The sequence below is a fragment of the Aureliella helgolandensis genome (assembly GCF_007752135.1).
Lineage (GTDB): Bacteria > Planctomycetota > Planctomycetia > Pirellulales > Pirellulaceae > Aureliella > Aureliella helgolandensis.
In genome coordinates this window covers 6,502,501-6,526,110 of sequence record NZ_CP036298.1, presented here as the reverse complement: position 1 = coordinate 6,526,110, position 23,610 = coordinate 6,502,501, and the positions used below count along the sequence as shown (strand labels likewise).

The window sequence follows — 23,610 nt, the reverse complement described above, 5'->3', positions numbered from 1 at the left end:
CAGTGCGTCCACTTGTGCTGCCCTTGCCGCATCCCCACGATCAAACAGTGTTGGTTGTGGGTTGCTGCGCAGCTGTGCGCGTCCTATCATGATTGTGTCCTCCGCTTCGTTAGTTGGACTTTGGAGCCCACTGACCTGCCGCTCAGTGGGCTCACTTATTTGATTGATCAACCGGCCCTCTGCCGATCGACGTAGGCTCTGAGATCGTCAATTGAATACCGGACAGTGCGATCGATTCGCACCGTTGGTATGTCGCCACGCTTGGCGAGCTCCCAAAGTTTTCTGGGGCTTATCGCCAGCGTGGCCGCCGCCGTAATCGAATCGACTAGCAGCGGGGGCGGTCGTCTAGACGCCGGCATGAGCCGACTCCCGTTTCTTTTTGGGAGTTAGAAATTGATCGAGATCGCGTTGTTGGATGCTATATCTCTCGCGAGTGCCAGTACTAGTGTTCACTGCAGGCAATTGGCCGCGTCTAATCAGCTGGCGAATCTTTTGAATTGAAAAGCCCGTGAGATTGGCGACGTCACGGGTTGAGAGTAGTTTACGCATCGAAAGGGCTCCTGGCGTTCATGGACTGTCTGTAACGACATCCAAAACGTAGCCGATGCGTGTGGATTCTCCGAGTACTGCGCTGGTACCCAACTGGTACTGTTCTGGTACCTTGTTGTTCGAATTGCCGTTACTCTGCCTTTTGCTTGGGCGCCACTCGCTCACCTAGTGCCGCACCGACTTCCAAACCAATGGGAGTTAGCCATGTTGCCGTGTGCTTTTCGTTGGTAGTAACCAAGCCCAGCTTTTTTAAATTCGTAAAGCGCTTCCTATAGTGTTGGGGGTACCCACCAGAGTCCAGCACGCCACGCTGGGAAGTTGGTTCTGAACTGTCGTTTCTGTCTTTCCACATTTGACAGAGAATCATCTGGTCAATTTTAGACAGCTTTGGGATAAGCAGAGTTGCGCCATTTAGTGCACCCTGTTGCGTCTCTTCGAGCTTTCCGTCACCTACCGAGTCTATTGGTAGACCTGGCGAGTTTACGGGCAGCTGCCTTTGGGTGCTGTGGCATTCCCGAAGGCCGGGCAACTGACTAACTTCCCAAAGCTCTTCGCATAGGCCCGCTTCCAACCCTCGACAGTTGAGGATTTCCCGAAAGTCTTCAATCTGGGTTGTAAGTTCATCACCTCGTTCAAATCGCGAAAGCAGCGTACCGATGATCGAGTGATACGCATGCACGAAACTAGGGAAGCTCAGACGCCTGGGTTCTTCTCCAAGTTCGAAGGTCGGCACGCGTTTGCAACTCGACCGAGCACGGTAAAGCCGATCAAAGAAATCAAGATTGCCCAAGGCGAGATGGATGTCCAACAACCCAACTTTGAGCGCATGTAGCTCGCGATGAATCGGCGAACCTTTGCTCTTTGCTTCTGTGGCGGAAGCTCCGCTAGAAACCAATTCGATTACGTCCCGTAGAGTGTGGACGCACGTATTCCTAAAGGCTTCAAAATCCATAGTGGATACCTTATGTAGTTCGCCCGCCTGTTGGCAACGGCCCATAAGGAAAGCACGTTGCCAACCGGCGCGGGGTCATGACTCCCCTAGACGATCGGAGCACGCTAATCAATTCGTTCGTAAGTGATAAGCCTTCGGCCACATCCCGAACAGATCCGCATACGTAGAGTTTTGTTCAATCGCTTTCGAGTGTACCACACTGGCAGATCGTTACCGCCACAGCTTGGACACTGCAAGCCGGTGACAGCAGGTGCCTCAGGTGGTTGCCTGTCTTGCATCGTCACGGGTCCTTCCTGGCAAAGGTTTCGTTATTGACACCCACCGAAGATGCCAACTACATCCACAAACTTGCTTGCCCAGTCCGTGGCGATCCACACTGCTTTTTCCTCTAAATTGTCGCCAAAATCAGCTGACGCGACTTTTCTGCAGTAGTTGGTCGAGTCCAAGGTAGATAGTCTTGTGCGTATTGGCTAAGCAAGCGGACTCGTTGGAAGGACTCAACTCTACTCGATTGCACACGCCCGTATGCGAGTAACTGCCGCAGTATTTCTCGGGCTCGTTGTCCCGCGGGAGAACTCGCCCCCGGTCCTAAAACGACATCAACCAGCCAAAGGTCATTATCCCTGTCCGCAGTCAGCAACGATTCGAGTATGAAGTCGCGAGCAAAATTGTCTGTTGCAGGCATGCTATAGCCAACTATCGAAAGGATGTTGCAGTTCTCAATAGCAATTCGGGCGGCGTCCCAGACAGCCTTAAGTTTCCCTGATGCAAGGGTCCGCTTTGTGGATCCTGGCCCACCGACAACTCGTATAACATCCAATGACGTCTCATAGCTTATCTCGTCAAGGTGCCCACAGTTTCGAGGCAATTGAATTTTGACGTGTTCAGAATTTTCGACATCCATCCAGTTGGAACTGCCATGCAGCTTGAGGAGCTTAGGCATATTCGAATTTGGCGATAGGTAGCAATCAAGGTTCCCGATCAACTCCTCCTCGATATATGGCCGCTCAGAGAATTCTGCAGCAAGCTCGACTACAGGATCGTAGTTGAAGGAAATGATTGTGTCATTAGAGGTGAGTTGTTTGAACCATTCGACGTACGGCACCCACCTCTCAGAGCTTTTAGGGATTTGGTGAACAAAATATGATGTTTCGAGGGCCAGTCTGGCTCGCACAGCCATATTGATTTGGCGGAAAAGGTCCAACTTCCGAGCGCGTATGAACGACTGTGTTCCATTTGAGACGAGGGCTGCAATATCAGGCGAAAGGATGGCGTCTAGAATCGAGTCTTGAAAGGTATCCGACCATGGGCAGTGCTCACAGTCATCCAGTTTTTCTAGGAGCTCTTCGACATTGAACCGCTTCTTTGAAATAGCTTGAGCATTTTCACGCCGTTCACCTATGTTTTGGAATACATCGAAATACACTTCTTCAGAAGGTAGGCCGTCCACCCATTTCAGAGCGTTTTCGAAGTCCGGTGAGAGCAGTTGCTCAAAGCTAGGCCCACCCAGCGGCATGCTGAAACCGGCCCCAAGGATATATGTGTGTTTGGGCTTAGTATCCATGTGATCAGGGGCTAGGTTGTTCAGCGGATAATGCAATTCAATACAGTGGTTGCATTGTTGACTAAAGCCGTTGGCGCCTCAAGTACCATTGTGGCCCGACCCCGCAGAGGCCATTTCGAGCCCTAAAAGGCCGCGTTTTATTGGGTTGGTTCGAATCCCTTACGGGGTACTAGAGCTAACTACAAACCCTTGGGATTTCGCTAATTCCAAGGGTTTTTTAATGTTTTGACTCTTCGGGCGGGCGGCTGGGAGCGGTCAAAGGCGAGTCTGCGACCCCGCAGGCGACCCCGCAAGCCTCTGTGTAGTGCCCGTCATGCACTCGATCACAGTGCTTGGCACCCACAGTGCCGGTGTGACCTAGCCAATAGTTCACCACGTGATCGGGGAAACGCTCCAATTGGTCGGTTCGGCAGCTGGCCCGCAAGTTCATCCACAGTTTGGGCCAGGGTTCTATCCCTGCAGCGGTCAAGATCCGTAGCATGGCAGCCCGGTAGACCTTTGCGGCCGTGGATCGGTAACGATCGAACACGTATTGAGAGCCGGCCGGGGCATCGGCAAACAATACCTCGAGCGCGGGACGGAATTCGGGGAATAGTGGGATCACCCGCACCGGTTTAGTCGTTTCGGTTTTGGGAGAATGAATGGTTAAGCGGCCGTTTTCCCAATCGATGTGGTTCCACTGCAGCTGCAAGAGCTCAGAGGGCATGCGGAGGCAGCCAAAACGAGCAATTGCGATCAAGGCGAATAATAGGGGCAGCGTGCAACAGGAGCTTACGCGTTGTTTCTGGGCTAACGTAGGCTTCACGGCCGCGATCGTGAGGTTGGGACAGGTTCAGGCCGTCAAACGGGTTCTCAGGCAGCAAGCGGAAGCGGACGGCGGCCGTAAAGTATTGTTTGGCGTCGGTGATCACTTTGCCGGCGCGGCTTTGCGAGCGGAGGTTCTAACGGCACATGAACGACAGGCGATACCCGCCGAAGATAGCGAACTGTGCAGTACGCTTGCCTTGCTTATTCTGCCTGCCTCTTTTTCCTGTTTTGGTGGGTGTCCCACCGGCTCTGCGATCCCATAGGCAAACAACCATTTTCAGTCTCCCAATGTTTTTTTACTTGCTCTTTTCCAATTCTCCCAATTCAGGCCAAATTAGAATCCCGATCGGCATAGGCCAGAGCGAATAAACCGCGCGGGTTCTAACTAGCCTTTAGCGATCCGCTGGACGGCCAATAGCGCGAGATTCAATTGAGCTTCGGACAGTCCTGGCAGGATGTCCGCTATCAGCTTTTCAGCTGCGCGCGTCGTATTGGTAGCGCGCGGAAACTCGGGAGCTTGCAAACCCTTGGAAATAGGCGATTTTGAAGCGGTTGTTCGAATCCTGTCCTCTCCGCTCGAAAAAGCTAGAAAACTCTGGTGAACAAAAGTTCCCCAGGGTTTTTTTACGCGCTGTCGAATGCGTATCCCCTCTTTGTGTGATTGCTGGCGCGTCGGTTGGGGATGGTGTTTGGGGGTGGCGTGGGCCCCCGGCCCGCGTTGTATTTCCCCACGGGCCGGGGGCCTATGCTACGTGGGGTCTTTGCTCGGGGACAGTGAGTCGGCTGGCTTTGTGTTGCCTCTACTTGTTTAGAGGGAGACAGTGGAGCTGGGACGTGGATGGTTGGGGGGCGTTTCGGGATGGTGTTTGGGGGTGGCGTGGGCCCCCGGGCCCGCGTTGTATTTCCCCACGGGCCGGGGGCCCATGCTACGTGGGGTCTTTGCTCGGGGACAGTGAGTCGGCTGGCTTTGTGTTGCCTCTACTTGTTTAGAGGGAGACAGTGGAGCTGGGACGTGGATGGTTGGGGGGCGTTTCGGGATGGTGTTTGGGGGTGGCGTGGGCCCCCGGCCCGCGTTGTGTTTCCCCCACGGGCCGGGGGCCCATGCTACGTGGGGGGCAGCTTCTTAGGAGATGGGCGGTTAGGTAATGAGTTGTCGAAGCCCCAGGGTGAAGTGTTCGAGGGCTCGGGCGCGATGGCTGAGGACGGCTTTCACCGAACCTCCGAGTTCCGCGAATGTTTGGTGATACTCTGGGATTTCAAAAAGAGGGTCGTAGCCGAAACCACCCGAGCCTCGGTAGGCTTCGATGATCCGTCCACGACATTTCCCTTCGGCTTCCAGGTGAATGCGGCCGTCGGGAGAGGCTAAGGCGATGGTGCAGATGTAGTAGGCGCGGCGCTGTGGACCAGCGGCCCCTGATAATTCGGCAAGCAGCTTTTCGTTGTTGCGAATATCGGTGGCGCCCGGATCGGAATATCGCGCGGAAAAAATACCCGGTGCCCCATCAAGGTAGGGGACACACAGTCCGCTGTCTTCTCCAATCGTCCATTGCCCCAGGTGTTGCGCCTGCTCGGAAGCTTTGAGTCGAGCATTCTCGATGAACGTCGCACCGGTTTCTTCGACTTCCAGTGGATCGTCGACTTCGGCGAGCGATTGGAGCTGCAGCCCCAGAGGCTGCAGCAAACGACGCAACTCCACGCACTTTTTGGCGTTGGAAGTTCCTAGAATGAGGGTCTTGATCGGCAAAGCGGTCGGCTGGGGGCTAGTACTCATGCAAATCAGAATATCCGCATGAGTCTAGGCGTCAATTGGTCGTCCGCCCGGTTGGGACGCGTCTCTCCCGCATGCCGAGGCTGATCCGTTTCTATGCTCAGTCGTGGTGAAGCCAGTTCTCCGCTGTCCACGGAGCCGGAATCCCTTCCGCGGCGGTTAGCCGCGGCCCAACAGAGAATTACCGTAGATCCGATTACCCTCAGGACGTGGCACGGCCATTGGCTTTCCCTCGAGGGCAAATGGAATGCGGTCCTTCGATTTGACCGAAGTCATTTGAGTCACGGCACCAGTAATGGGGTCGCGCGTGTCGATGTTTCGATAGCCACAGTACTCTTTCATGATGGCTAGCATTGCAGAATTGTATTGAAATTGCCCTGGGGTCAGCTCTTGCCCCAGGCTATCAAAGCTGCCGATCATGACGTAGCTGCCGTAGCGATCGTGAAATTCGTAGGCTTCTACATTTTCTTTGCGGAGGGCGGCGGTCAGCTTGTGGGCCTTGAAGGCAGCTTTGTCCAACGCGTCGGTGGTGTTGGACATTTCCGAGGCGCGCGAACCGTTTCCGAAATCGGTGACCTCCTTACCGGTGAAGGCGGCTACTCGGACCGTGTACTTGCCGGGATTATCGAGCAGCGAGTATTCGACATTTTTGTTCAGATTGGTCACAAAGCTATCGACCTTGGGAGTGTTCAAAAAGTACTCGGCGGGTAATAGCGGATTGCGGGTGATGAAGGCAGCCCCCATCGGGCCCGATTCATCTTTCCGGTCATTGCTTGCCCAAAGCTTGGAGCGGTAGCGTTGGATGATGCCGGTACTGCTTTCCGATTCGGTCAGGCTGGTTGGCCGGGGAGCCTCGATGCTAAGTGACTTAGGATGTGCGGTCCGCAATTTGGCAACAGTTTCCTCGACTTGTGGTCCGTCCATCGAGGTGAATTCACCAACGAGTACTGAAAAGACCTGCTCTTTAGCGCCGTTGATATACATTTTTCGAGCTCGGAATTGAGTTGTGGTCCCATCGAGCTCGGGGACGAGCCGCGAGGTGGCCGCCAATTCTCCAGAGGTGTCGAAGGTCTTTTCCCAGACGAAGCTGGCCAGGCCCATTTCACTCCGAATTTCTTTCGCCAGGGCGATTGCGCGAGCCTCGGACTCTGGACCCGACATCGTCTTGGCCAAAATAAGCCAGGGACCATGCTCTGCCTTTAGTTGAAGCGCTTCTTCCGAGACAACCGGCTTCTTCTTAAACATCGAGAAGATGGAGGGTGTGTCGGCGAACGAGCTTGGAGCGAGTGGGATCAACCATAAGACCGTTAGGGCCATCAACAGAGCACGTCGCCAGGAGAACTTAAGCATCGACATATTACCTCCACAAAATCTGAATTCGACCGAGTTCCTAAACTGAAACTGCATCACAGGGCGTTTAGCAGGTTTCGCTAGAAAAGGCGATAGAGAATTCGGTAGAAACGCGTCCCAGATGGGACGCGTTGTCCTGGGACCTATGGCTTGTCGCATTGCAAGCATTTACGTCGTACTGCAACGGCGGTGCGCCGAATCACGCTTTAGGGGCGTCGTCCGCGCCTTGCTCACCGGGCTGTTGATTTAGTAGCAATTTGAATTTTAACGCGGAGGTTGCGTCCCAAACTGCCTTGTAGCGGCAACTTTCTTTCCTCGCTCAGTGGGTAAGGCGGAGGCTGGCACGATTGCCAGCCACCACCTCCCCGTTGTCGCAATGGGGGCGTTTCCCCATATTTACCGTCGTGCGTCTTTCTCGCAACGGGCGCCCCCCTTCTCATTGCCTCTGCGGTGTAACCCGGCCTCCATTCTGGAGTTGGTCGCGGTAGAGGAGTTCGATTCATGAGCGTCCCATGGTTGTTGCAGTAAAGCTAAGCAGTTCCAGGAGCCCAAGCCGTTTTAGAAAAACTCGTTTCTTCATTCGGTAGTTGTCGTTAACACTTTTCCGTTTGAATTTCATGCAGCGGACTCGCATTCGAATCCACTTGTCTAGCTGCTGAAACAGAAAGACACATGTTGAGAATTCCGTGGCGAAGTAGTTCGCCGTTCCTCGAATGACTTGGTTCAGTTTCTCGATCGCGGTACCGTTCAGGTTATGGTGGCGTCGGGTTATCTCCTGGACCTTGGTCTTGAATTTCTCCACTGACTTGGTTCGCATCGTTCGCGACAGCCGAGAGAGTCGAAACCCCAGGAAGTCATAACCTTTCCCGTAGCTTGTGATCTTCGTTTTCTCAGGACTCAATGAGAGCCCAAGTTCTGTCATTATGGATTGAACCAGCGTCAGTGCTGCTGTAGCCTCAGCCTTGTTCTGGCAGGTAACCACGAAGTCGTCCGCATATCGCACGAAGCGGTATCCGGCTTGTTCGAGTTGCCAATCGAGCTTGTTAAGCACAATATTTGCCAGCAGCGGGCTGATGACACCGCCTTGTGGGGTGCCGATCGTGGTGGGGCTGAAGACTCCATTCTCCATGACACCGGCTGCGAGAAATCGTTCGATTAAGTCAAGGATATTGCCGTCGGCTACCTCCGCTGCGACTGCCTGAACAATCAGTTTGTGCGGGATGTTATCGAAGAAGCCGGAGATGTCAGCATCGAGAACGATGTTGTATCCTGCTTGATGATGTTCCAACACTTTCCGGATTGCTTGGTGGCATCCTCGCTTTGGACGAAACCCGAAGGAGCTATCGTGAAACAGTGGCTCGAAGATCGGTTCGAGAAGTCGCCGAACGACCTCTTGTGCGATCCGATCCCGGACAGCCGGAATACCAAGCGGACGAAACTTTGTTTGTGAAGCATCTTTGGCGATCCACTTCCGACGCAGGGGCTTAGAGACGAAGGTACCTCTCGTCTTTAAGTCTTTCATCAGAGCGGCTAGATTGTCATCGAGGTTTTCCTCGAACATGGCAATGCTAACCTTGTCGATGCCAGCAGCTCCACGGTTCCGCTTGACAGCTTTGAATGCCTCCCGCATCATTCGGTCGTCAATGCGTCCGGTGAGCGAGTGAACTTTCTGCTTTTTGGCCATGAGGCCATCCTCTCTTGAATGAACTGTCATCTTTGGCGTTGGATCACTGGCCGTCGTTTCTTAGTCGCTTGCTCGTTGTCTGAGCAGCAGGGCTCAGCTACCTCATTTGGTGAGGCTCTCACTCGCGGACTAGCTTGCGGCATCTATCGTAGCGTTGGAGATGATCTAAGTTAGGTTTTTCCTTTCGCTGATATACCCAGCTACTTCGGATCTGCTTCGATCCCTTGAACCGCCTAGGGTCACCCCTGGGCAGTCCCCGGTTTACCGGCAAGACGTCAATCGGACTGGATGGAGCGTCGTGCGTCCTACGTCTTGTTCCTCTCGCGTGGCCTCGGCTTTCACTGGAAGCTTATACGTTGGCTTTCCAAGCCTATGTTGCTTGGACGAGTTGGGACCTCACCGGTCAAGTCGCGAACCATTTTCTCGAGGTGAAACCACCAAGCACCGTGACGTTTGAACGACAGCTAGCCGTACATGCTGTCGCCCGACGATCGATTCGAGCGATCGTCATGCTTCACCGAAGCGTGGTGGCTGGCACTCCGCCTGGGCCGAATCGTGATTCCTCCCCAAGTCTTGTTCCTTGGCTCCTTCGCTGTCATATTTATTCTGACACTAGCTGCTTACCTCCATTTCTGAAGTTCGGGGAACAAGTTCTGAACCAGTACGGACCAGCTCAGGTAGGATTTGGCAGTCATTTCTGATTGCCTCACCGTTTATTGCCTGCTGACTTTTGTCGGCAGGCGACTAAGTTCGCGAGCTCTGCGGCTCGCGCACGCAGCGGGTTACTATTGCGACAGCCCGTCACGCGGCTAGGCTGTGAAGTTTTTTCACCAACGGACTCTTTGGGTATTCCAACCACGAAATTTTTTCGAATTGGCGGCTGAAAGTCTTACTTGGTCGGATTGTTGGCCAGCAAGTTAGCTCGTGTCCATCATGCTCATCTCTTCGAGTTGTGTTATTTCTCAACCAAGCGGTTGCCTTGCAACTGCTTAGATTGCCAAGGCCCCCAGGTTTACCATGCGTGTGAAGTTAAAGGCCACGGCATGCCATAACGCTACCGCTTTGACCTTCACCAGTCCTCGAACTTTGAATTGCCGAAGGTTCCGATTGCGGCAGTCCGCATTGGGAAACTCGGCAACCGACGGGCGCGTCTTGTAAAGCTCTTTGTATTCCTCTTTGGCCATTCTCGCGCGAAACGCTGTGTATTCGTCGCTTTCGCCAGGTTGCTGCGCGTGAGGATCTTTGCCTTTGCTTTCCAATACCGATCCACGGGGGATCGTGGAGACGACTTCGGTCCCTTTAGACTCCACGGTCTTAACATCGCCCTTGGTTGCGTAAGCGGAATCGACCAATTGCGCCTTTGGTGTCTTGTCGTAAGTTGAGCACACTTTCTCGTGCATTGGTGCCATTTGGCCACTGTCAGTTCCCGGGTTGATAACATCGACAGCGACTATTACTCGCGAGTCAGCATCGGTTGCGAACTGGACGTTGAAGGCCGGATCGAAGCCACCATTGGCCATCTTCATATTACGGGCGTCAGGGTCCGTAGTGCTCACGCGAGTCTTTTCGCCGTCACCTTTTCTCCGAGACTCGCGCTGCTTACTAAGCTCCTCAAACTGTCGCAAAGCCTCATCTAATCGCTCTTGACGCTCACGCGATGCTCGTTCGACTGCCGCTTGGCGACGTGCGTCTCCATCGGAACGATCGCATTCGTTCTCGGATTCTTTCTTCAATCTATCTACGTGAGCCTGAGCCTGCTGCTGCAATGACTCAAGCGTCGGCTTGCGGCGAAACGAACTACTGCCTGCACTAGCCCGAACGCGCATTCCGTCTTGGGCAATGGTCTCCAGGGGCACCAGACCTTGGGCGACCAACGAGGCAACCGTGTCAACGAGCGTCTTCTCCAAGAATGCTCCGTTCTCCACTCGAAAGTCGCTCAACGTGTGATAATTGACCGTGACATTTCCGAGCGTCCATAAATAGGCTATGTCCGTCTCGCATCGGCGACCAAGTTCTCGGGCTGTGCCGATGCCATCCAAGGTTGCCAGAAGCCACAGTGAAACCAGTATCTCCGGCGCAATACTATTGCGACCAACGGTGCTCTTGGTGACAACGATCTTTTCATACAGAGGTTCTAGGTCCAACGTTTTGACAAACGACCAGACAATGCGAGCACGATGGTCGCGCGGAAGCATATCTTCAAGTGAAAGCATGTGCATTTCCACTTGAATACGATGGGGGCGGGAAACACGAGCAAGCTGCGATGGTTTTTGAGTATTCATGCTATAGTTGTAGCGCCCAAAATTAATTTGCAAACCACTTGGCTAAAAATTCACAGCCTAGGCGGGTTGCGGTTGGGGAGGTCGACTTGGGGGCTGCACTGGGAGTTTTTTCGTCGTACTGCAACGGCGGCACGCCGAATCACGTTGTAGGGGCATCGTCCGCGCCTTGCTCACGCGGCGGGTTGCGGTTGGGGAAGTCGACTTGGGGGCTGCACTGGGAGTTTTTTCGTCGTACTGCAACGGCGGTGCGCCGAATCACGTTGTAGGGGCATCGTCCGCGCCTTGCTCATGCGGCGGGTTGCGATTGGGGAGGTCGACTTGGGGGGCTGCACTGGGAGTTTTTTCGTCGTACTGCAACGGCGGCACGCCAAATCACGTTGTAGGGGCATCGTCCGCGCCTTGCGCACGCGGCGGGTTGCGATTGGGGAGGTTGACTTGGGGTTGCTGCATTGGGAGTCTCTTCGTCGTACTGCAACGGCGGTGCGCCAAATCACGCTATAGGGGCGTGGTTCGCGCCTTGCTTACGCGGCGGGTGGCGGTTGGGAAGGCCGATTGGGCGGGGGAAACGGGCATTTCTTCGCGGCGGGCGAGCGTTTGGAGTTGGCTGATTAGACGCAATTTTGGTTGACTGGGAGGTTTGGGGGGTATTTATGTGCTGTCCCGGTTACACGTTCGTTATGTAGGCCACTTTGAGGGAAGGATTGTGAGGGTGATGCCGAATGAACCCAATGTATGGGCACGAATGCACAACGCACTCGGTTGCTAGAAAGTCGAAGTTGACTGGTGAAGAGGGATTCAAATGCCGGACACGAATTGCCACATGAAGCCAAGGAATCGCAGTTGGGCTCGGTTCATTCTCTTCGGAGGGGCGGTAGGCACCCTATTGGTCGCTCCGGGACTAGCTTTGGGGCAAGTGTCGCAATGGCCGAATTCCGGTACGCCTATCACCACGGCAACGATGCCCACGATGAGCACTCCTGTTTCAAACCCACAGACGGTGACTCAAGATCAGGTGCGTCTGCAAGTCTACAATGTTCCCTTGCCTATGGTGGGGCCTGTCGGGGCACAGCTTCAGATCCATTTCCACGACGACCCTACGTTTCGGGTCACCACCGAGCCCAAGACTGGGCAACTGTTGATCATGGCTACGGACTCTGCGCATCAACGCGTGGGGCAGCAGATCAACCAACTTCTGGCTCAAACCAATGTGGCCGCGCCCCAGCAATCGCAATTGGCGGCGGGGCAGCTGACGGAGCACTCCTATCAACTGCGGAATCTGAGTTGGCGAGAGCTGGAGGATGCGCTTACGAGTCTGGCGGGACAGCGCGCAACGCTAACAACGGAACGCAACGGGGAAGTTGCAAATCTGACTATTGCCGGTGATCACGGCATGCGAGATATTGTACAAGTGGACCGGCGCACCAGTCAGGTGACTCTGCAGGGGCAAGGCGCCTCGCTGGCTGGATGGACTCGCGTCGTACAAACGCTGGATCAAGGCCAAGGGAATGCCTCCGCTGCGACCCACGTTGTGCCTCTAGGCCCCGCCGAGCCCCGCAAGGTGAAGCAGGCATTTCAGTTGGTCAAAGCGACCTTGATGCAAGAGCAAGGCGGAGCGGCGGAAGCTCAAGTCACGGTCGACGGACAAGCTCAAGCCACAGCCATGGGGTCCCTGGAGGATCTCGGGACTGGCAGCGGTTTGTTTGGCGACGTTCAGATCGAATTCATCGAAGAAATTGACCTGGTCATCATTCGTGGTAGCAAAGATGACGTCAAGCGAACTCTTGAAGTAATCGACAAGATCAAGAAGCAAGCGGCTGAAACACAACCTGAAGTTGTGGTGCACGTGATGAAGCACGCCAACGGCGATGCCGTGGCAACCCTCGTAACTCAGCTTTACGACAGCATCTATCTACCGCGTCAGGGCGCCGTCAGCATTACTGCACTGGGGCAACCCAATGCTCTCCTGCTCATCGGCCGCAAAGAGGTTGTGGTTTCGGTTCAGGAGTTGATCGAAAAGATTGACCAGCCTCTGGATCCGCAGCATCAGTTGAAGGTTCGCCGCATGTTGCATGCCTCGGCGGTCGACATCGAAGAACGCATTCAATTGTTCTTTGTCGAGCAGCCAGGTAGCAACGACGCTGTTCGCACTGGATTGGGAACGCGGGTCAAAATTGTATCTGACTACCGCACCAACTCATTGATCATTCAAGCTTCGCCGCGCGAAATGCTCGAAGTCGAAAAGCTGATTTCAGAGCTGGATGTCGAGAGCACCGAAGCCGAGAGTGAACTTCGCGTTTTCCGCTTGAAGAACACTTTGGCTGAAGATTTGCAAGCTGTGATCGAAGAGGTGATTACTGGGCAAGGGGCCGGTGGTGACACGTCCCTAGCGAGTCCACCGAGCGGTAAACTCAGTATTGTGACCGTCGACGGCAACAATACAACCAAAGTGGAGTCGGGGATCTTGGCTGGAGTTGTGATCAGTGCGGATGCATCGGTCAACGCCATTGTGGTCAAAGCTCCTGGGCCGAGTATGGCTCTGATTGCCAAATTGATCGAGGAGCTCGACCAACTACCGAGTGCGGAAGCACGGATTAAGGTCTTCCAGCTCCGCAATGGTGACGCCACCACATTGGCTCAGACTCTACAAGGTTTGTTCGGTCTCGCCATCACTGCAGGCCAGGGGGCTCAAGGTAGCTTCCTGAACAATCTCTCGCAATCGAATCTAACGACCGGTGGTGGCGAAGGCAGCTTGGTGCAACTCCAGATCGCTGCCGAGGCACGTACCAACAGTGTGATTGTTAGCGGTTCCCGATCGGATCTGGAAGTGTTGGAGGCCCTGGTTCTGCGGCTGGATGAAGATGTTGCGGAATCGCGACGAACGGAAGTCATCTGGCTTAACAACGCGACTGCCGAATTTGTCGCGACCGCCCTGTCCGACTACTTTACACAGTTGACTCAAGCACAACAAAATTTGAACAACGGAATCAACCAGATTCTCAGTGCTCAAGAGTTAGTGAATCGACAGGTGTTCGTCGTACCCGAACAGCGGACCAACAGCATTTTGTTGAGTGCCAGCCCTGAGTACTTTGATGCCGCCTTGGGGCTGATCGAGCGATTGGATCGCCGACCTCCAATGATTGCCATTCAAGTTCTCATCGCAGAAGTTCAACTGGATGATTCGCTAGAGCTAGGAGCCGAATGGGGTTTGCAGGACGGCTTGCTGTTTGATCGCGGTAGTGCGACTGGCGGTTCACTGAGTTCACCCGTATTTGGGTTAGGTAACGCCATTACTAGTGCCACCACTGGTGGATTGACACAGAACGTGGCCGGCCAAGCGATGAGTAGCTTTGGGGTGGGACGGAATAATTCGGCTGGAACCGGCGGGCTTGTCCTGTCTGCGTCGAGTGAGGCCGTAGGCGTTCTCGTACGAGCGTTGCAAACCGCGAATCGTATCCAGATTCTGAATCGTCCACAATTGACGACCATGGATCAGCAATTGGCCACAGCCCAAGTCGGGTCTTCCGTACCACGGGTGACTGGCGTAACGCAAGCAAACGGGATCAGTCCGCAACAGACTTTGACGACGGATGAAGATGTCGGGTTGCTGCTATCGGTACTGCCGCGAGTCGGCCCTGATGGAATCATCTTGATGCAGGTCGGGATTGAGAATTCCAGTGTGGGAGATCCCAGCACTGGCATTCCTATCGGCTTCGGGGTGAATGGAGAGGTGATTCGGTCACCGATTATCAATCGAACGCGAGCGGACACGGTTGTGAGCGCTTACTCTGGGCAAACGGTCGTCTTTGCTGGATTGATCAGCAAGAGCCGAAGTACGGCTCGCAGCCAGATCCCAATTCTAGGCAGCATTCCATGGATCGGTGCGGCCTTCCGCTTCGACGTGGAAAGCGAGCAACGGCGTGAGTTGATGGTGGTGCTAACACCGCGTTTGATTCAGACCGATGAGGACTACGAAACGCTCAAAACGGTAGAAACGTCGCGAATGAGTTGGTGTTTGGCCGACGTCTTGAACTTGCATGGTGATGTCGGAATGTCCGGAGGCAATGGTCTCTGGGGACCTGCTAAGAGTACCATGATTTATCCCGATGGAGTGCCAACCGCACTTCAAGATCGGGCCTTGCATCCCAATGTGGGCACGACTGACCCAAACCAGTTGCAAGAGTACCAGCTAGACGGAACTCAAGGGATAATCGAACCGGCTCCAGCACCGACGATTGATATGGGAGCCTCCAATGGCAAGCCTGTATTCCAGCAAGCAGGTTATATCCAGCCACTGGTACCGCCTCCTGGAAATTTTGCACCTCAGGTCTACACGCCTAACGCCCCAGGTACCGCTACTTATCAACCAGTGCCGGCTGGTGGATACAAGTAGGAGGGCTGTTCAATGCCCTCTCAAGCGACTCCGCTGGGAGGGCCACCGTACTGAGTTGTTCGCAGTGCATCGATAGGAAAGTGCATCCAAGGTAAGGAAATCTTGATGACCAAATTCAAAGCACCCATGAAGTTCACCGCGGTAGCCCTGCTCTTCACTACCGCTGGCTGTAGCACGTTTAGCAAGAGTGGGACCGAAACCAAGGGGAAGGATTGGCTGCCAACGAGCTGGTTCAAAAAAGAGTACCAGCACCCTACCTCTCTGGCGGTCATTTGGTCGCCAGACACGCTCGCGGTGGCTGGCAGGCCGACAACGCGTGGCTTTGGGGGACGCATCTATTTCTACAACGATCGCTCCCAAGCAATACCGGTCGAGGGCGACCTGGTCGTCCATGGCTATGTCACTACGCCCGGCCACGGAGCGAATGAGAGCGTGAAAGCCGATAAGTCTTTTGCGTTTACGGCCGAGCAGCTATCGGGGCATTTCAGTCCCTCAGAAATTGGCGCTTCCTACAGCATTTGGATTCCCTGGGATGAAGCCGATGGGTATCGCGAGGGAATAACTTTGATCCCAACGTTTAAGTCGACCGAGGGATCCATTCTACAAGGTGAGGCAGCCAAGTTGTTTTTGCCGGGTAAGAGCCGCGATCCCAATGACATCGATGCCCCCCGAATGCAGGCGGTGTCGTATCAAACTCAGTCGGTGCCTACGAACTCAGGGGATGCGAAGCCAACGATGCGGACCACCGTGATCGACGTCCCGCGGAATGCAAGCCTAGTTCGCAAGAACGGTCTCAGCTCCTCAAACGGGACCGTTCAAACGGCCAATTCAAATCGAGCGACCAATCGCGCCATCAGCGGTAGTGCCGTACAGGTTGGAGGGGGACAGTCCAGGCCGGTAAGCACAGGTGTGTCGGCTCAGAACTACCACGATGCAGGGAACTTTCCTAAGAACCCGACCATCGAATTCCAACTAGGCACAACTCCTAAAGAGAATTTCGATCTGCGCGTCCTGACGCCTCCTCCGTCGACGAGCCCACCGAATATTAATGCGGGATCACCTTTCACGGCGGGAGTCCCGAACAATCCGGTGCAAGCAGCCTCGTTCCAACGTGCAGACTAAAGCCGTGCGGTCGCAATGGCTCCACCGGCACTACCTTCTCAGGCAGAGCACGCCGCTCTTTGGTCAAAGGGGTGGCTCTCTCTGGGGGCAAGGTGAGTTGAGAACCAGTGCCTGTAGAAACCTCGCTCTAAAACCGTACTCTGAATTTGAAGCGGCGTTTGTAAGTGCAGCAGGCTTGAGCCCTGCGATTGGGGTCGTGGTTCATGCACAACCGGGCTCGCAAATCTTGAAACCACCGATTGGGACACTGCCAGTCGCCAGTGTTGGTCGGTACCTGCAACCCCTCACCACATAGCTCTTAGCTGGGACCCGAATTCTGCAACTCGCACACATGATGCAAGTGCAAGATCGCTAGGGGACGCAGAGCTAAGGATGATCTCGCGAACCGGGGAGAGGGCTTGGCTATCGCGTGGGAACGGCCGGAACCAATTCTGGCTCTGAGACTGGTGTCTGTATTTGGCTTAAATTAACCTCTTGAACACCGGGCTCCATCAGGAGCAGTTGTCTGAGGACGCCCAAATCCTCTGGATTCTTGGCAATACCGCTGAGCACAGCAGTTGAACCGTCCATGACGACATGGATGTTGGCAAATTGCCGCTGTAGCGGTAGTCGAGCTAGCGTGGAGTTCAATTGTCTACTGCGCAGCGCAGGTGGTGGGCCGTCAATTTTAAAGCCAAGTTTGACGGTGGCGCGCACTTTGGTTTCGTTTTGTTGATTCTGGTTCTGAGCGCCTCGTCCACCTCCGAAGCCGCCGCCACCGAAACCTCCTCCGAAACCACTCCGCCCCAAGGCGGCACCGCCAAGTGCGGCCGCGGCGGTGTTTCCGCCAAACACATTTCCGCCAAAGCCGGCGTCAAAGGCAAAACCATTGCCAAAAGAGGATTCGGTGATGACACCCGTGGTCATCTCGGCGCCAGATGCGGCTTGATTGGTTCCGGTGTTGGTCGCGGATCCAAATACCTGAGCCGACGCAACGTTGGACAAACTCGCGAGAATCGTCAGCGCTGCAAAGAGATTTCTAATCATGGCGGTAAACCTCATTGGGGGTGGTGTCGGTTTTGTGACGTTGTCGTTGCGCATTCAAAAGTTGAAACACTCTTGCAGGTGGCTGGTTTCGCGGGAATTTCTACTCCATCTTACCAAGATAGGCTAATTCTGAGCGAATGTGTAGTTCGGTGGGGGCTCCGGCTTGTGAATCTACCGGGAATCGATGGACTGTCTTCTAGTCTGGAACGCCAAAAATGCTGGGGCAGATGCCTAGCTTTCCTGTCAATTCCGAGAACTAACTACCACGCAATCCCTGGGGATATGTGGGAATGGTAGGATGTCTTGCCACCCACTTCGCCAACGGGATGACGGCAGCTGGACAGCCAGGCACGCGGGATTCATCAAAGTTGTGCGTGTCCCATCTTCCTGAATCGGCAATGCTAGTACACCGGCGGTAGATACTTCTGGGGAATGCGCTGTTGAACGATTTGGGGAGGTGCGACGTTTGCTCCGTCTTGATGGGTTGTAATGCATTTGGGGGGATAGCACATGGCGTCGGCAGCCGATTGGTACCGTTGTGTAGCTCCCGTTTGCATCGGTTCAGGAAGCTCCATAGATTGTAACTGGCCGTCATGGCAGCTCGCCTTTCCCAACTTTTTCCCAACTTTTTCCCACCGCTTCATTCGCTAACAACAACGCTGTATCAAGGGTTAAATCATGCGTCAGTGCTTTAGGAAGATTCAAGTGCTAGCCATCTTGGTGACACTGTGGATGGCCCACGCGACCGTCGGAGTGGCTACGGCGCAAGAGGTAGCGACGGGGCGTCTAACCGCTCCCAAACTGTTCCCCGAGAAAACGTTGGCCTACCTGCGTGTAGATGATGTGAAGCAGCTGCGGGAAGATTTGTCCAATAGCATGATGGGGAAGCTGGGAAACGACGAGCAGCTCAAACCCATTTTGATGGAGTTCTACGGTTCCTTTGTCCGCGCGACCGAACGCATGCAGGACGTGTTCGGGCTAAACTTGGATGAAGTGCTCTCCATTCCCAACGGGGAGTTGGCGATCGCTCTGCTCCCCAAGGATCGCGGGATTGGAAAGCTAGTGCGAAACGACGACGGGGACCGCGTGCGGATTCAATCGGACCGTCCTGCGGTAGTGCTGCTGCTGGATGCGGGAGCCGAAATCACCAGTGTCCAAATTCTACTCAAACGCATGGATGAGTCGATCGACCCGGAGATGGCCCATACGGAAAAGGAGGTCGATCGTTTGACCTTGCACCGCTATGCCCATCCGAATCGCCGCGATCAACAGTTTGCGTATTTTATTGACAATGGAGTCATGGTTGCGAGCTCGGATTCGGAATTGGTCGAGCAATTGGCTGGAGCTTGGATTACTCAACAACCCGAATGGAAGACGCTTTCCGAGAACCGCAAATTCACATCGATTATGTCGCGTTCGGTGGGCACCGAAGGAGAGCGACCTCAGATCTCTTTCTATGCGGATCCGATGGCGATTGTTCGAGAGTTCTTACCGCGTGATGCATCGGGTGCGATGGTCAAAGCTGTGCTTCCCGCGTTGGGGCTCGATGGCATTGAAGCCGTAGGGGGAAGTTCCATTATCGGGCCCCCTGACTTCGATTCGATCACTCACATGCATCTCTTGCTGAGCAGTCCGCGCAGAGCCGTGCTAAGCCTTGTGCGTCCTAAATCAGGGGCCACGGCGCCCGAAGCGTGGGTTCCCGATACGGTGGCATCCTATATGACACTCAATTGGGATTGGAGTTCAACAGTCGAAGGAGTGGAGCGTCTATACAACCAGTTTCGTGGTGAGGATGCGCTTCAACAGCAAGTCTTTGAACGTATGAATGAGCGTTTGGGACTGGATGTACGGAAGGATATTTTGGAGAATCTGGAGGGGCGGGTTACGATGCTGCAAGGGTTCGTGCGTCCGGTTCGCATTAACAGTGGATCGAATGTTTACGCGATCCGGTTGAAGAACCCCGAGTACTTTAAGAACAATGTGCTGCCCAAGCTTTTGGAATCCATTCCGGAACGGGTCGAAGTCCAGTCGGAGACCTATGGGGAATTGAAAGTCAACGTGGTGCTCGTCGGGCGGGCGGAACGCTTTGCAAAGGATGGCCCCATCCGGCGGCCGGAGATATGCATTGCAATGATCGATGACTATGTGGTCATTTCCGATAGCCGATACATGATGCAGCAATTGGCCAGTCGCGTGAATGGCAGCGTTGGCAAGCTGAGCGATTCGCTTGAGTACCAACTAATTTCGGATCGCATTAGCGCTCAATTGCAGGACAAGGAATGTTCTGGCATCTCTTTTGCGCGCCCCGAGGAGACCCTGCAGTTGTTTTATGAACTAGCTCGTGATCCCAAGAACCGCGAGCGTTTGAAAGGCATGGCCGGAGGAAATCCATTCTTCCAGTCGCTCGTGAACGCGCTCGAGAAGCAGGAATTGCCTCCGTTTTCGGTAATTTCGAAATACCTAGCACCGAGCGGAGGTTTTCTAGTGGAAGAAGAGACCGGATTGCATTACATGACGTTCTCGTTGCGTCGCGATTGAGCTTACTCCGAGGTGAAATCTAATTCCACGATCGTGGGGCTATCGGACTCTGGCACAATCGGCGACACGGAAAGGCTGAGAGTACGGGGCTCCTCCATGGGGAAAGAAGATAGGCGGACCGGCTCGGTGGGAAGTCCTGCCGCATCGATATCAAGAATTCCATTGCTGTTCAGGTCGAGGAAGGCGGCAATGGCTACTTCTGGTCGACCGGTACCGTTCAGGGTAACGCCGGCCATGCCTCGTGAATCCATTTCGAAGGGAAGTGTTTGCAGGGGTTGTGGGAATTCGGTGAGCTCTCCGGCTGGCGGCAGGAGCATAACCATGCCTTGGATTCCACGGAGCATCGAAGGCGAACGCGCGGGCCCGCGGATGAGCACGATCAGCTCTTCAGTCGGACGATTCGAAGAGGCCGGAAGCTGCAGGGCTAAATTGTTGGGAACGACAAGTCTCACGTCGGGTAAGACGTTGAAGTACCAGACCACCGAGCCTATCGCAATGACGATGCCGCCCATCATCAGCAGCAAGTTGCCGTTATTTTGGCGCCAGATTTGTCGGAACTGATCAAACATACTTAGCATTGACTCGGTCAAAATGGGGCAGTTGCGATGGATTCGATGGGCTTAGCATTGCGGGATGCATAGGTGCCAAGTGCTGGAGGGATCGCTGCGGTGCAGATCATTCCTATTCTAGAAGCAATGGCCAACAGCAACAGGCTCGCTGCTCATTGCAAACGCAATCGCGCGCCTGCCGCCTCGTGCATGAGCCCATACTATCTCGGAAGTGGGTGGTTTTACAGCATTGGAAATAAAAAAACGTGGCAAGCTAGGCTTGCCACGTCAGTTGTTTTTTGAATAGCGAACCGGCTCGCAATCCTAGAATAGGACTTGGAGTCCTAGACTGCCACCATGCAAGAATAGGTCGCTTTCGTTTTCAATCGAGAATCCAGCACCGGGATGCACGTGGGCAGGAGTTTGTTCCGCGATTGTGGCTGCACCTGGTACGTACCAGAACTCGTAGCCAGCGGTCAAGCGAATGCTGGGGACGATTTGGTAGTTGCCGATTACTCCACCCTCAATCAAGCCAGCCAGCTCGACGTGATCATCGCCACCGTTGAGCAAGAGTACGCCTTCGTTTGTCATGTAAGTCGAACGGTCTTCGAAATTCGCGTACACTCCAGCCTTGCCGCGAAATCCGACACTGCCTCTCAGGCTAACTGGGTACAGAACGTCAGCGCCGATTTGGCCGCCCAGCATCTGGTTCTCCAGCGAGTCTGCGTAGAATCCGGTTGTACCACCAGCTTTGAGTGATTGGAAAACGTAGTCCTCGTCGTAATCGATGTAGCGGAAACCGATCATTGTCGAGAGAGCATCCCAGCTGTGCCAGCGACGATTGACTTCAAAGCTATGCAATTCAGCGCTCAAGTTTTGTACGTGCTGATCTGCGTCATTGAAACCTGTCACGTTTGCAGCGGTAAAGCCACCGTGGGGGAAGAAGCGACTTTGCAGTACGCCAGCACCTGCAACCGAGGCACTGCGTTGCCAGTCAAAGGGGCCTGCGTAGACAAACTCCCAAGCACTTACGCAGTCCATCATACTGCCAACCGTGTAGCGCCCTCCAAAATCATAATCCCAATCGGGTAGGTTGCTGTTGAGCGAAAGCGAGAATCGTTCATCGTTCTCACGGGTCAACCAAAGTGCCTCGTACGATGCGTACCAGCGGACATCACACCCACCGTAGCAAGGGTCTGATTGGGTCGCTCGCGAGCCGAATCCTGCGGACGGGAAGTAGCTCGCCGGTTCGATGCGAGAAGCATCGGAGGTTAGCGAATAAGCAGACCCGACGGTTGGCATATCCGACATGCTTGCCGATGTGCCTTCCATAGAATCTGGTATTCGAGCTCCACCGGCGCTGGTTTGCAAAGCAGGGACGCCAGCACGTGCTACCGTTTGAGCGGAAGCATTTGCCGATGCCAAAACTAGCCCGATGCCGAATAGCGTTATGAGAGTCTGGTGAGCAACGCCGGTGACAGCCTTTTGGCCGCTTGAAAAGTAGTGGATCTTGGGCATATCAAACCTCGTGTTAACGTCCTTGATAGTGAGTCACGCTTTGTGGGTTACTCCGAATGCATTTCCATTTCGGCGTGAAACCCTCTGACGTTCGAATAAAAACAGATTTCGAATTTGGCATTCGATCGATGAATAAAGAATGCCTGGGAAGCTTTTTAACGGTGCAGTCTGATTCGGTCGGTTACAGGAACCAAGGCCGTTTTTCGGATGAACTCTACAATCTGTCGAGCATCTTTCTCCGAGCTAGCGATGCCTTGTGCCAAAAGCCCGTCCCCGACCGCAATGACCTCTACCGAACTGCTGGTATGCATTCTGGCCACCGCCTCATTGATTTGAGCGGCCAACTTTTGAGCTTTCGTTTGCGAGCGATTGTTGCCCACTGAAATGTGATGCACTTCGACCTGACGTTGTCCATCGCGTTGTCGAGTTGTAATCGCGACGCGACTCACACCAGCCGATAAACCCACAATGGATATTCCATGGTCTCCGGTTTGAATCGATTCACAGACACGTGGGTTTTCGATGGAGACTTCAAGAATCTCATCCTTCACCGACAGGTTGACCGAGTCTTGGATATCGACATCCAAGGTCGATTCGCCGGGAATGATCGAAGTGGGCGCCGGGGACGGAGACGGCGAGTAGGAAACAACCGCGGGTGCTGGTCCAATCGGCGTTGAACGGGAGGCTAGCGTTGCCTGCAATCGCTGAGTGTTCCGGCTGCTTTCCCAAGGGCTCGCCTTGGTGTCAGTTGGGGCAGGCGCAGGAATCGATTCAGAAAGAACGTTCGACAGAGAGCTGCCGTTACCGCCCTCGGTCGTAGGTGCCGGCTTAACTCGGGCCGCCAGCGATGGCTTCATGGCCGGTTCCCTGGTTGGGGAGGACTTGGACGATTCATTGTCCGAAAGGCTGGCCGTGACCGCTTTTTCCTTGACGGCAGTCTCCGTTTTGGGAGCGGTCGCAATCGCGGTTTGTACCACAGTCTTTGACTTCCGAGAACTCTCCTCAACGTCGCTCATCGAGAACTCGGCGCTCTCTGTGGCAGGCAGCGATGGTTCCTGCGATTCTCGAACGTGTGAGCTGGGCTTCGCTGGTTCCGCAGCGTCGCTTAGATTGAATTGAGTTCCAGAGTTATCCGACTCCTTAGTGGACTTGCTCAGGCTAACACGTCGATTCTGCCGTACGACCTCTGGAGTCCGGTTCAGAGTGGCAGGCGATTCAACCGCTGCAGGAGCTCTGACCGCCAAAGGGCGAGGCCCACTCAGTTCAGTGCTAGGGGGCACTGGAGCTGGAAAATCGAGTGGGATGTCGATATCAATTAATGAGTTCGACCCTGAGCCAGAGCTCGTTTCAACGACTAGGGAGAGCCCGGAATGGTTGGTGCCTTCGCATTCTTCGGCTTCGCATGGCTCGGAGGCCGTTGCGGGAAGAATCACTGGTGGCATGGCTTGTGGTGCGGGGGGCAGCCCCGCGGTGCTGGGGAAGGCAGGCAGCTCGGCTGGTCGTTGACTTCCA

The 23,610-nt window shown here is 54.5% G+C and carries 18 protein-coding genes (1 of these 18 only partly in view); 4 read left to right on the top strand and 14 right to left on the bottom strand.

What is annotated here, in order from left to right; translation table 11 throughout:
• Positions 1–167: 167 nt before the first annotated feature.
• The 6 genes from Q31a_RS22880 to Q31a_RS22860 form a co-directional block, all read right to left on the bottom strand.
• Positions 168–359 carry a helix-turn-helix domain-containing protein gene (locus Q31a_RS22880; protein WP_145082917.1) on the bottom strand — a complete coding sequence of 64 codons (192 nt, stop codon included), beginning with the start codon at positions 357–359 and terminating at the stop codon, positions 168–170.
• On the bottom strand, positions 346–549 hold the full coding sequence (locus Q31a_RS22875) for a helix-turn-helix domain-containing protein (protein WP_145082915.1): 204 nt from the start codon (positions 547–549) through the stop codon (positions 346–348). The genes Q31a_RS22880 and Q31a_RS22875 overlap by 14 nt, the downstream gene beginning before the upstream one ends.
• 130 nt (positions 550–679) lie before the next feature.
• The gene (locus Q31a_RS22870; RefSeq protein WP_145082913.1) at positions 680–1,501 is read right to left on the bottom strand and encodes a hypothetical protein; all 822 of its coding nucleotides are present in this window, start codon (positions 1,499–1,501) and stop codon (positions 680–682) included.
• Between the two features lie 104 nt (positions 1,502–1,605).
• Positions 1,606–1,779, bottom strand: a complete 174-nt coding sequence (locus Q31a_RS31550) for an NrdR family transcriptional regulator (RefSeq protein WP_449224067.1) — start codon at positions 1,777–1,779, stop codon at positions 1,606–1,608.
• A 110-nt stretch (positions 1,780–1,889) separates the two neighbouring features.
• Complete coding sequence (locus tag Q31a_RS22865) at positions 1,890–3,065, bottom strand: SIR2 family protein (RefSeq protein WP_145082911.1); 1,176 nt, start codon at positions 3,063–3,065, stop codon at positions 1,890–1,892.
• Positions 3,066–3,282: 217 nt separating this feature from the next.
• A complete protein-coding gene (locus tag Q31a_RS22860) occupies positions 3,283–3,870 on the bottom strand; it encodes a site-specific integrase (RefSeq protein ID WP_261342686.1) in 588 nt (195 codons plus the stop codon).
• Between Q31a_RS22860 and Q31a_RS22855 the strand changes: the two genes are divergently transcribed.
• Positions 3,824–4,135 (top strand): hypothetical protein, encoded by a 312-nt coding sequence (locus Q31a_RS22855; protein ID WP_145082907.1) that lies wholly within the window; start codon positions 3,824–3,826, stop codon positions 4,133–4,135. The two genes, Q31a_RS22860 and Q31a_RS22855, sit on opposite strands and share 47 nt — an antisense overlap.
• An 875-nt stretch (positions 4,136–5,010) precedes the next feature.
• On the opposite strand, the gene rdgB is transcribed toward Q31a_RS22855, so the two are convergent.
• The 4 genes from rdgB to Q31a_RS22835 all read right to left on the bottom strand — a co-directional run bounded on the left by rdgB (position 5,011) and on the right by Q31a_RS22835 (position 10,956).
• On the bottom strand, positions 5,011–5,643 hold the full coding sequence (rdgB, locus tag Q31a_RS22850; RefSeq protein WP_231690902.1) for an RdgB/HAM1 family non-canonical purine NTP pyrophosphatase: 633 nt from the start codon (positions 5,641–5,643) through the stop codon (positions 5,011–5,013).
• Between the two features lie 156 nt (positions 5,644–5,799).
• Positions 5,800–6,990, bottom strand: a complete 1,191-nt coding sequence (locus tag Q31a_RS22845; protein ID WP_145082905.1) for a hypothetical protein — start codon at positions 6,988–6,990, stop codon at positions 5,800–5,802.
• A 499-nt stretch (positions 6,991–7,489) separates the two neighbouring features.
• On the bottom strand, positions 7,490–8,674 hold the full coding sequence (gene ltrA / locus Q31a_RS22840; protein WP_197355549.1) for a group II intron reverse transcriptase/maturase: 1,185 nt from the start codon (positions 8,672–8,674) through the stop codon (positions 7,490–7,492).
• Positions 8,675–9,663: 989 nt separating this feature from the next.
• A complete protein-coding gene (locus Q31a_RS22835) occupies positions 9,664–10,956 on the bottom strand; it encodes an IS1182 family transposase (RefSeq protein WP_145082902.1) in 1,293 nt (430 codons plus the stop codon).
• A 799-nt stretch (positions 10,957–11,755) separates the two neighbouring features.
• On the opposite strand from Q31a_RS22835, the gene Q31a_RS22830 reads away from it, so the two are divergent.
• Both Q31a_RS22830 and Q31a_RS22825 read left to right on the top strand, forming a co-directional pair.
• Entirely contained in the window at positions 11,756–15,346 is a 3,591-nt protein-coding gene (locus Q31a_RS22830) for a secretin N-terminal domain-containing protein (protein ID WP_145082900.1), read from the top strand.
• Positions 15,347–15,451: 105 nt separating this feature from the next.
• Complete coding sequence (locus Q31a_RS22825; protein ID WP_145082898.1) at positions 15,452–16,468, top strand: hypothetical protein; 1,017 nt, start codon at positions 15,452–15,454, stop codon at positions 16,466–16,468.
• Positions 16,469–16,870: 402 nt separating this feature from the next.
• On the opposite strand, the gene Q31a_RS30475 is transcribed toward Q31a_RS22825, so the two are convergent.
• Complete coding sequence (locus tag Q31a_RS30475) at positions 16,871–17,494, bottom strand: hypothetical protein (protein WP_197355547.1); 624 nt, start codon at positions 17,492–17,494, stop codon at positions 16,871–16,873.
• A gap of 678 nt (positions 17,495–18,172) precedes the next feature.
• On the opposite strand from Q31a_RS30475, the gene Q31a_RS22815 reads away from it, so the two are divergent.
• Positions 18,173–20,032: a hypothetical protein gene (locus tag Q31a_RS22815; RefSeq protein ID WP_145082896.1), complete on the top strand. Its 1,860-nt coding sequence runs from the start codon at positions 18,173–18,175 to the stop codon at positions 20,030–20,032.
• 2 nt (positions 20,033–20,034) lie between these two features.
• Here the strand turns inward: Q31a_RS22815 and Q31a_RS22810 are convergent, their stop codons facing one another.
• The 3 genes from Q31a_RS22810 to Q31a_RS22800 all read right to left on the bottom strand — a co-directional run.
• A complete protein-coding gene (locus tag Q31a_RS22810) occupies positions 20,035–20,610 on the bottom strand; it encodes a DUF2141 domain-containing protein (RefSeq protein ID WP_145082894.1) in 576 nt (191 codons plus the stop codon).
• Between the two features lie 294 nt (positions 20,611–20,904).
• Positions 20,905–22,098: a hypothetical protein gene (locus Q31a_RS22805; protein WP_145082892.1), complete on the bottom strand. Its 1,194-nt coding sequence runs from the start codon at positions 22,096–22,098 to the stop codon at positions 20,905–20,907.
• Positions 22,099–22,253: 155 nt separating this feature from the next.
• Positions 22,254–23,610 carry the 3' portion of a pilus assembly protein N-terminal domain-containing protein gene (locus tag Q31a_RS22800; RefSeq protein WP_197355545.1) on the bottom strand. 107 nt of this gene lie beyond the right edge of the window, so only the last 1,357 of its 1,464 coding nucleotides appear in the window; its start codon lies beyond the right edge, outside the window — the gene reads right to left on this strand; it ends in the stop codon at positions 22,254–22,256.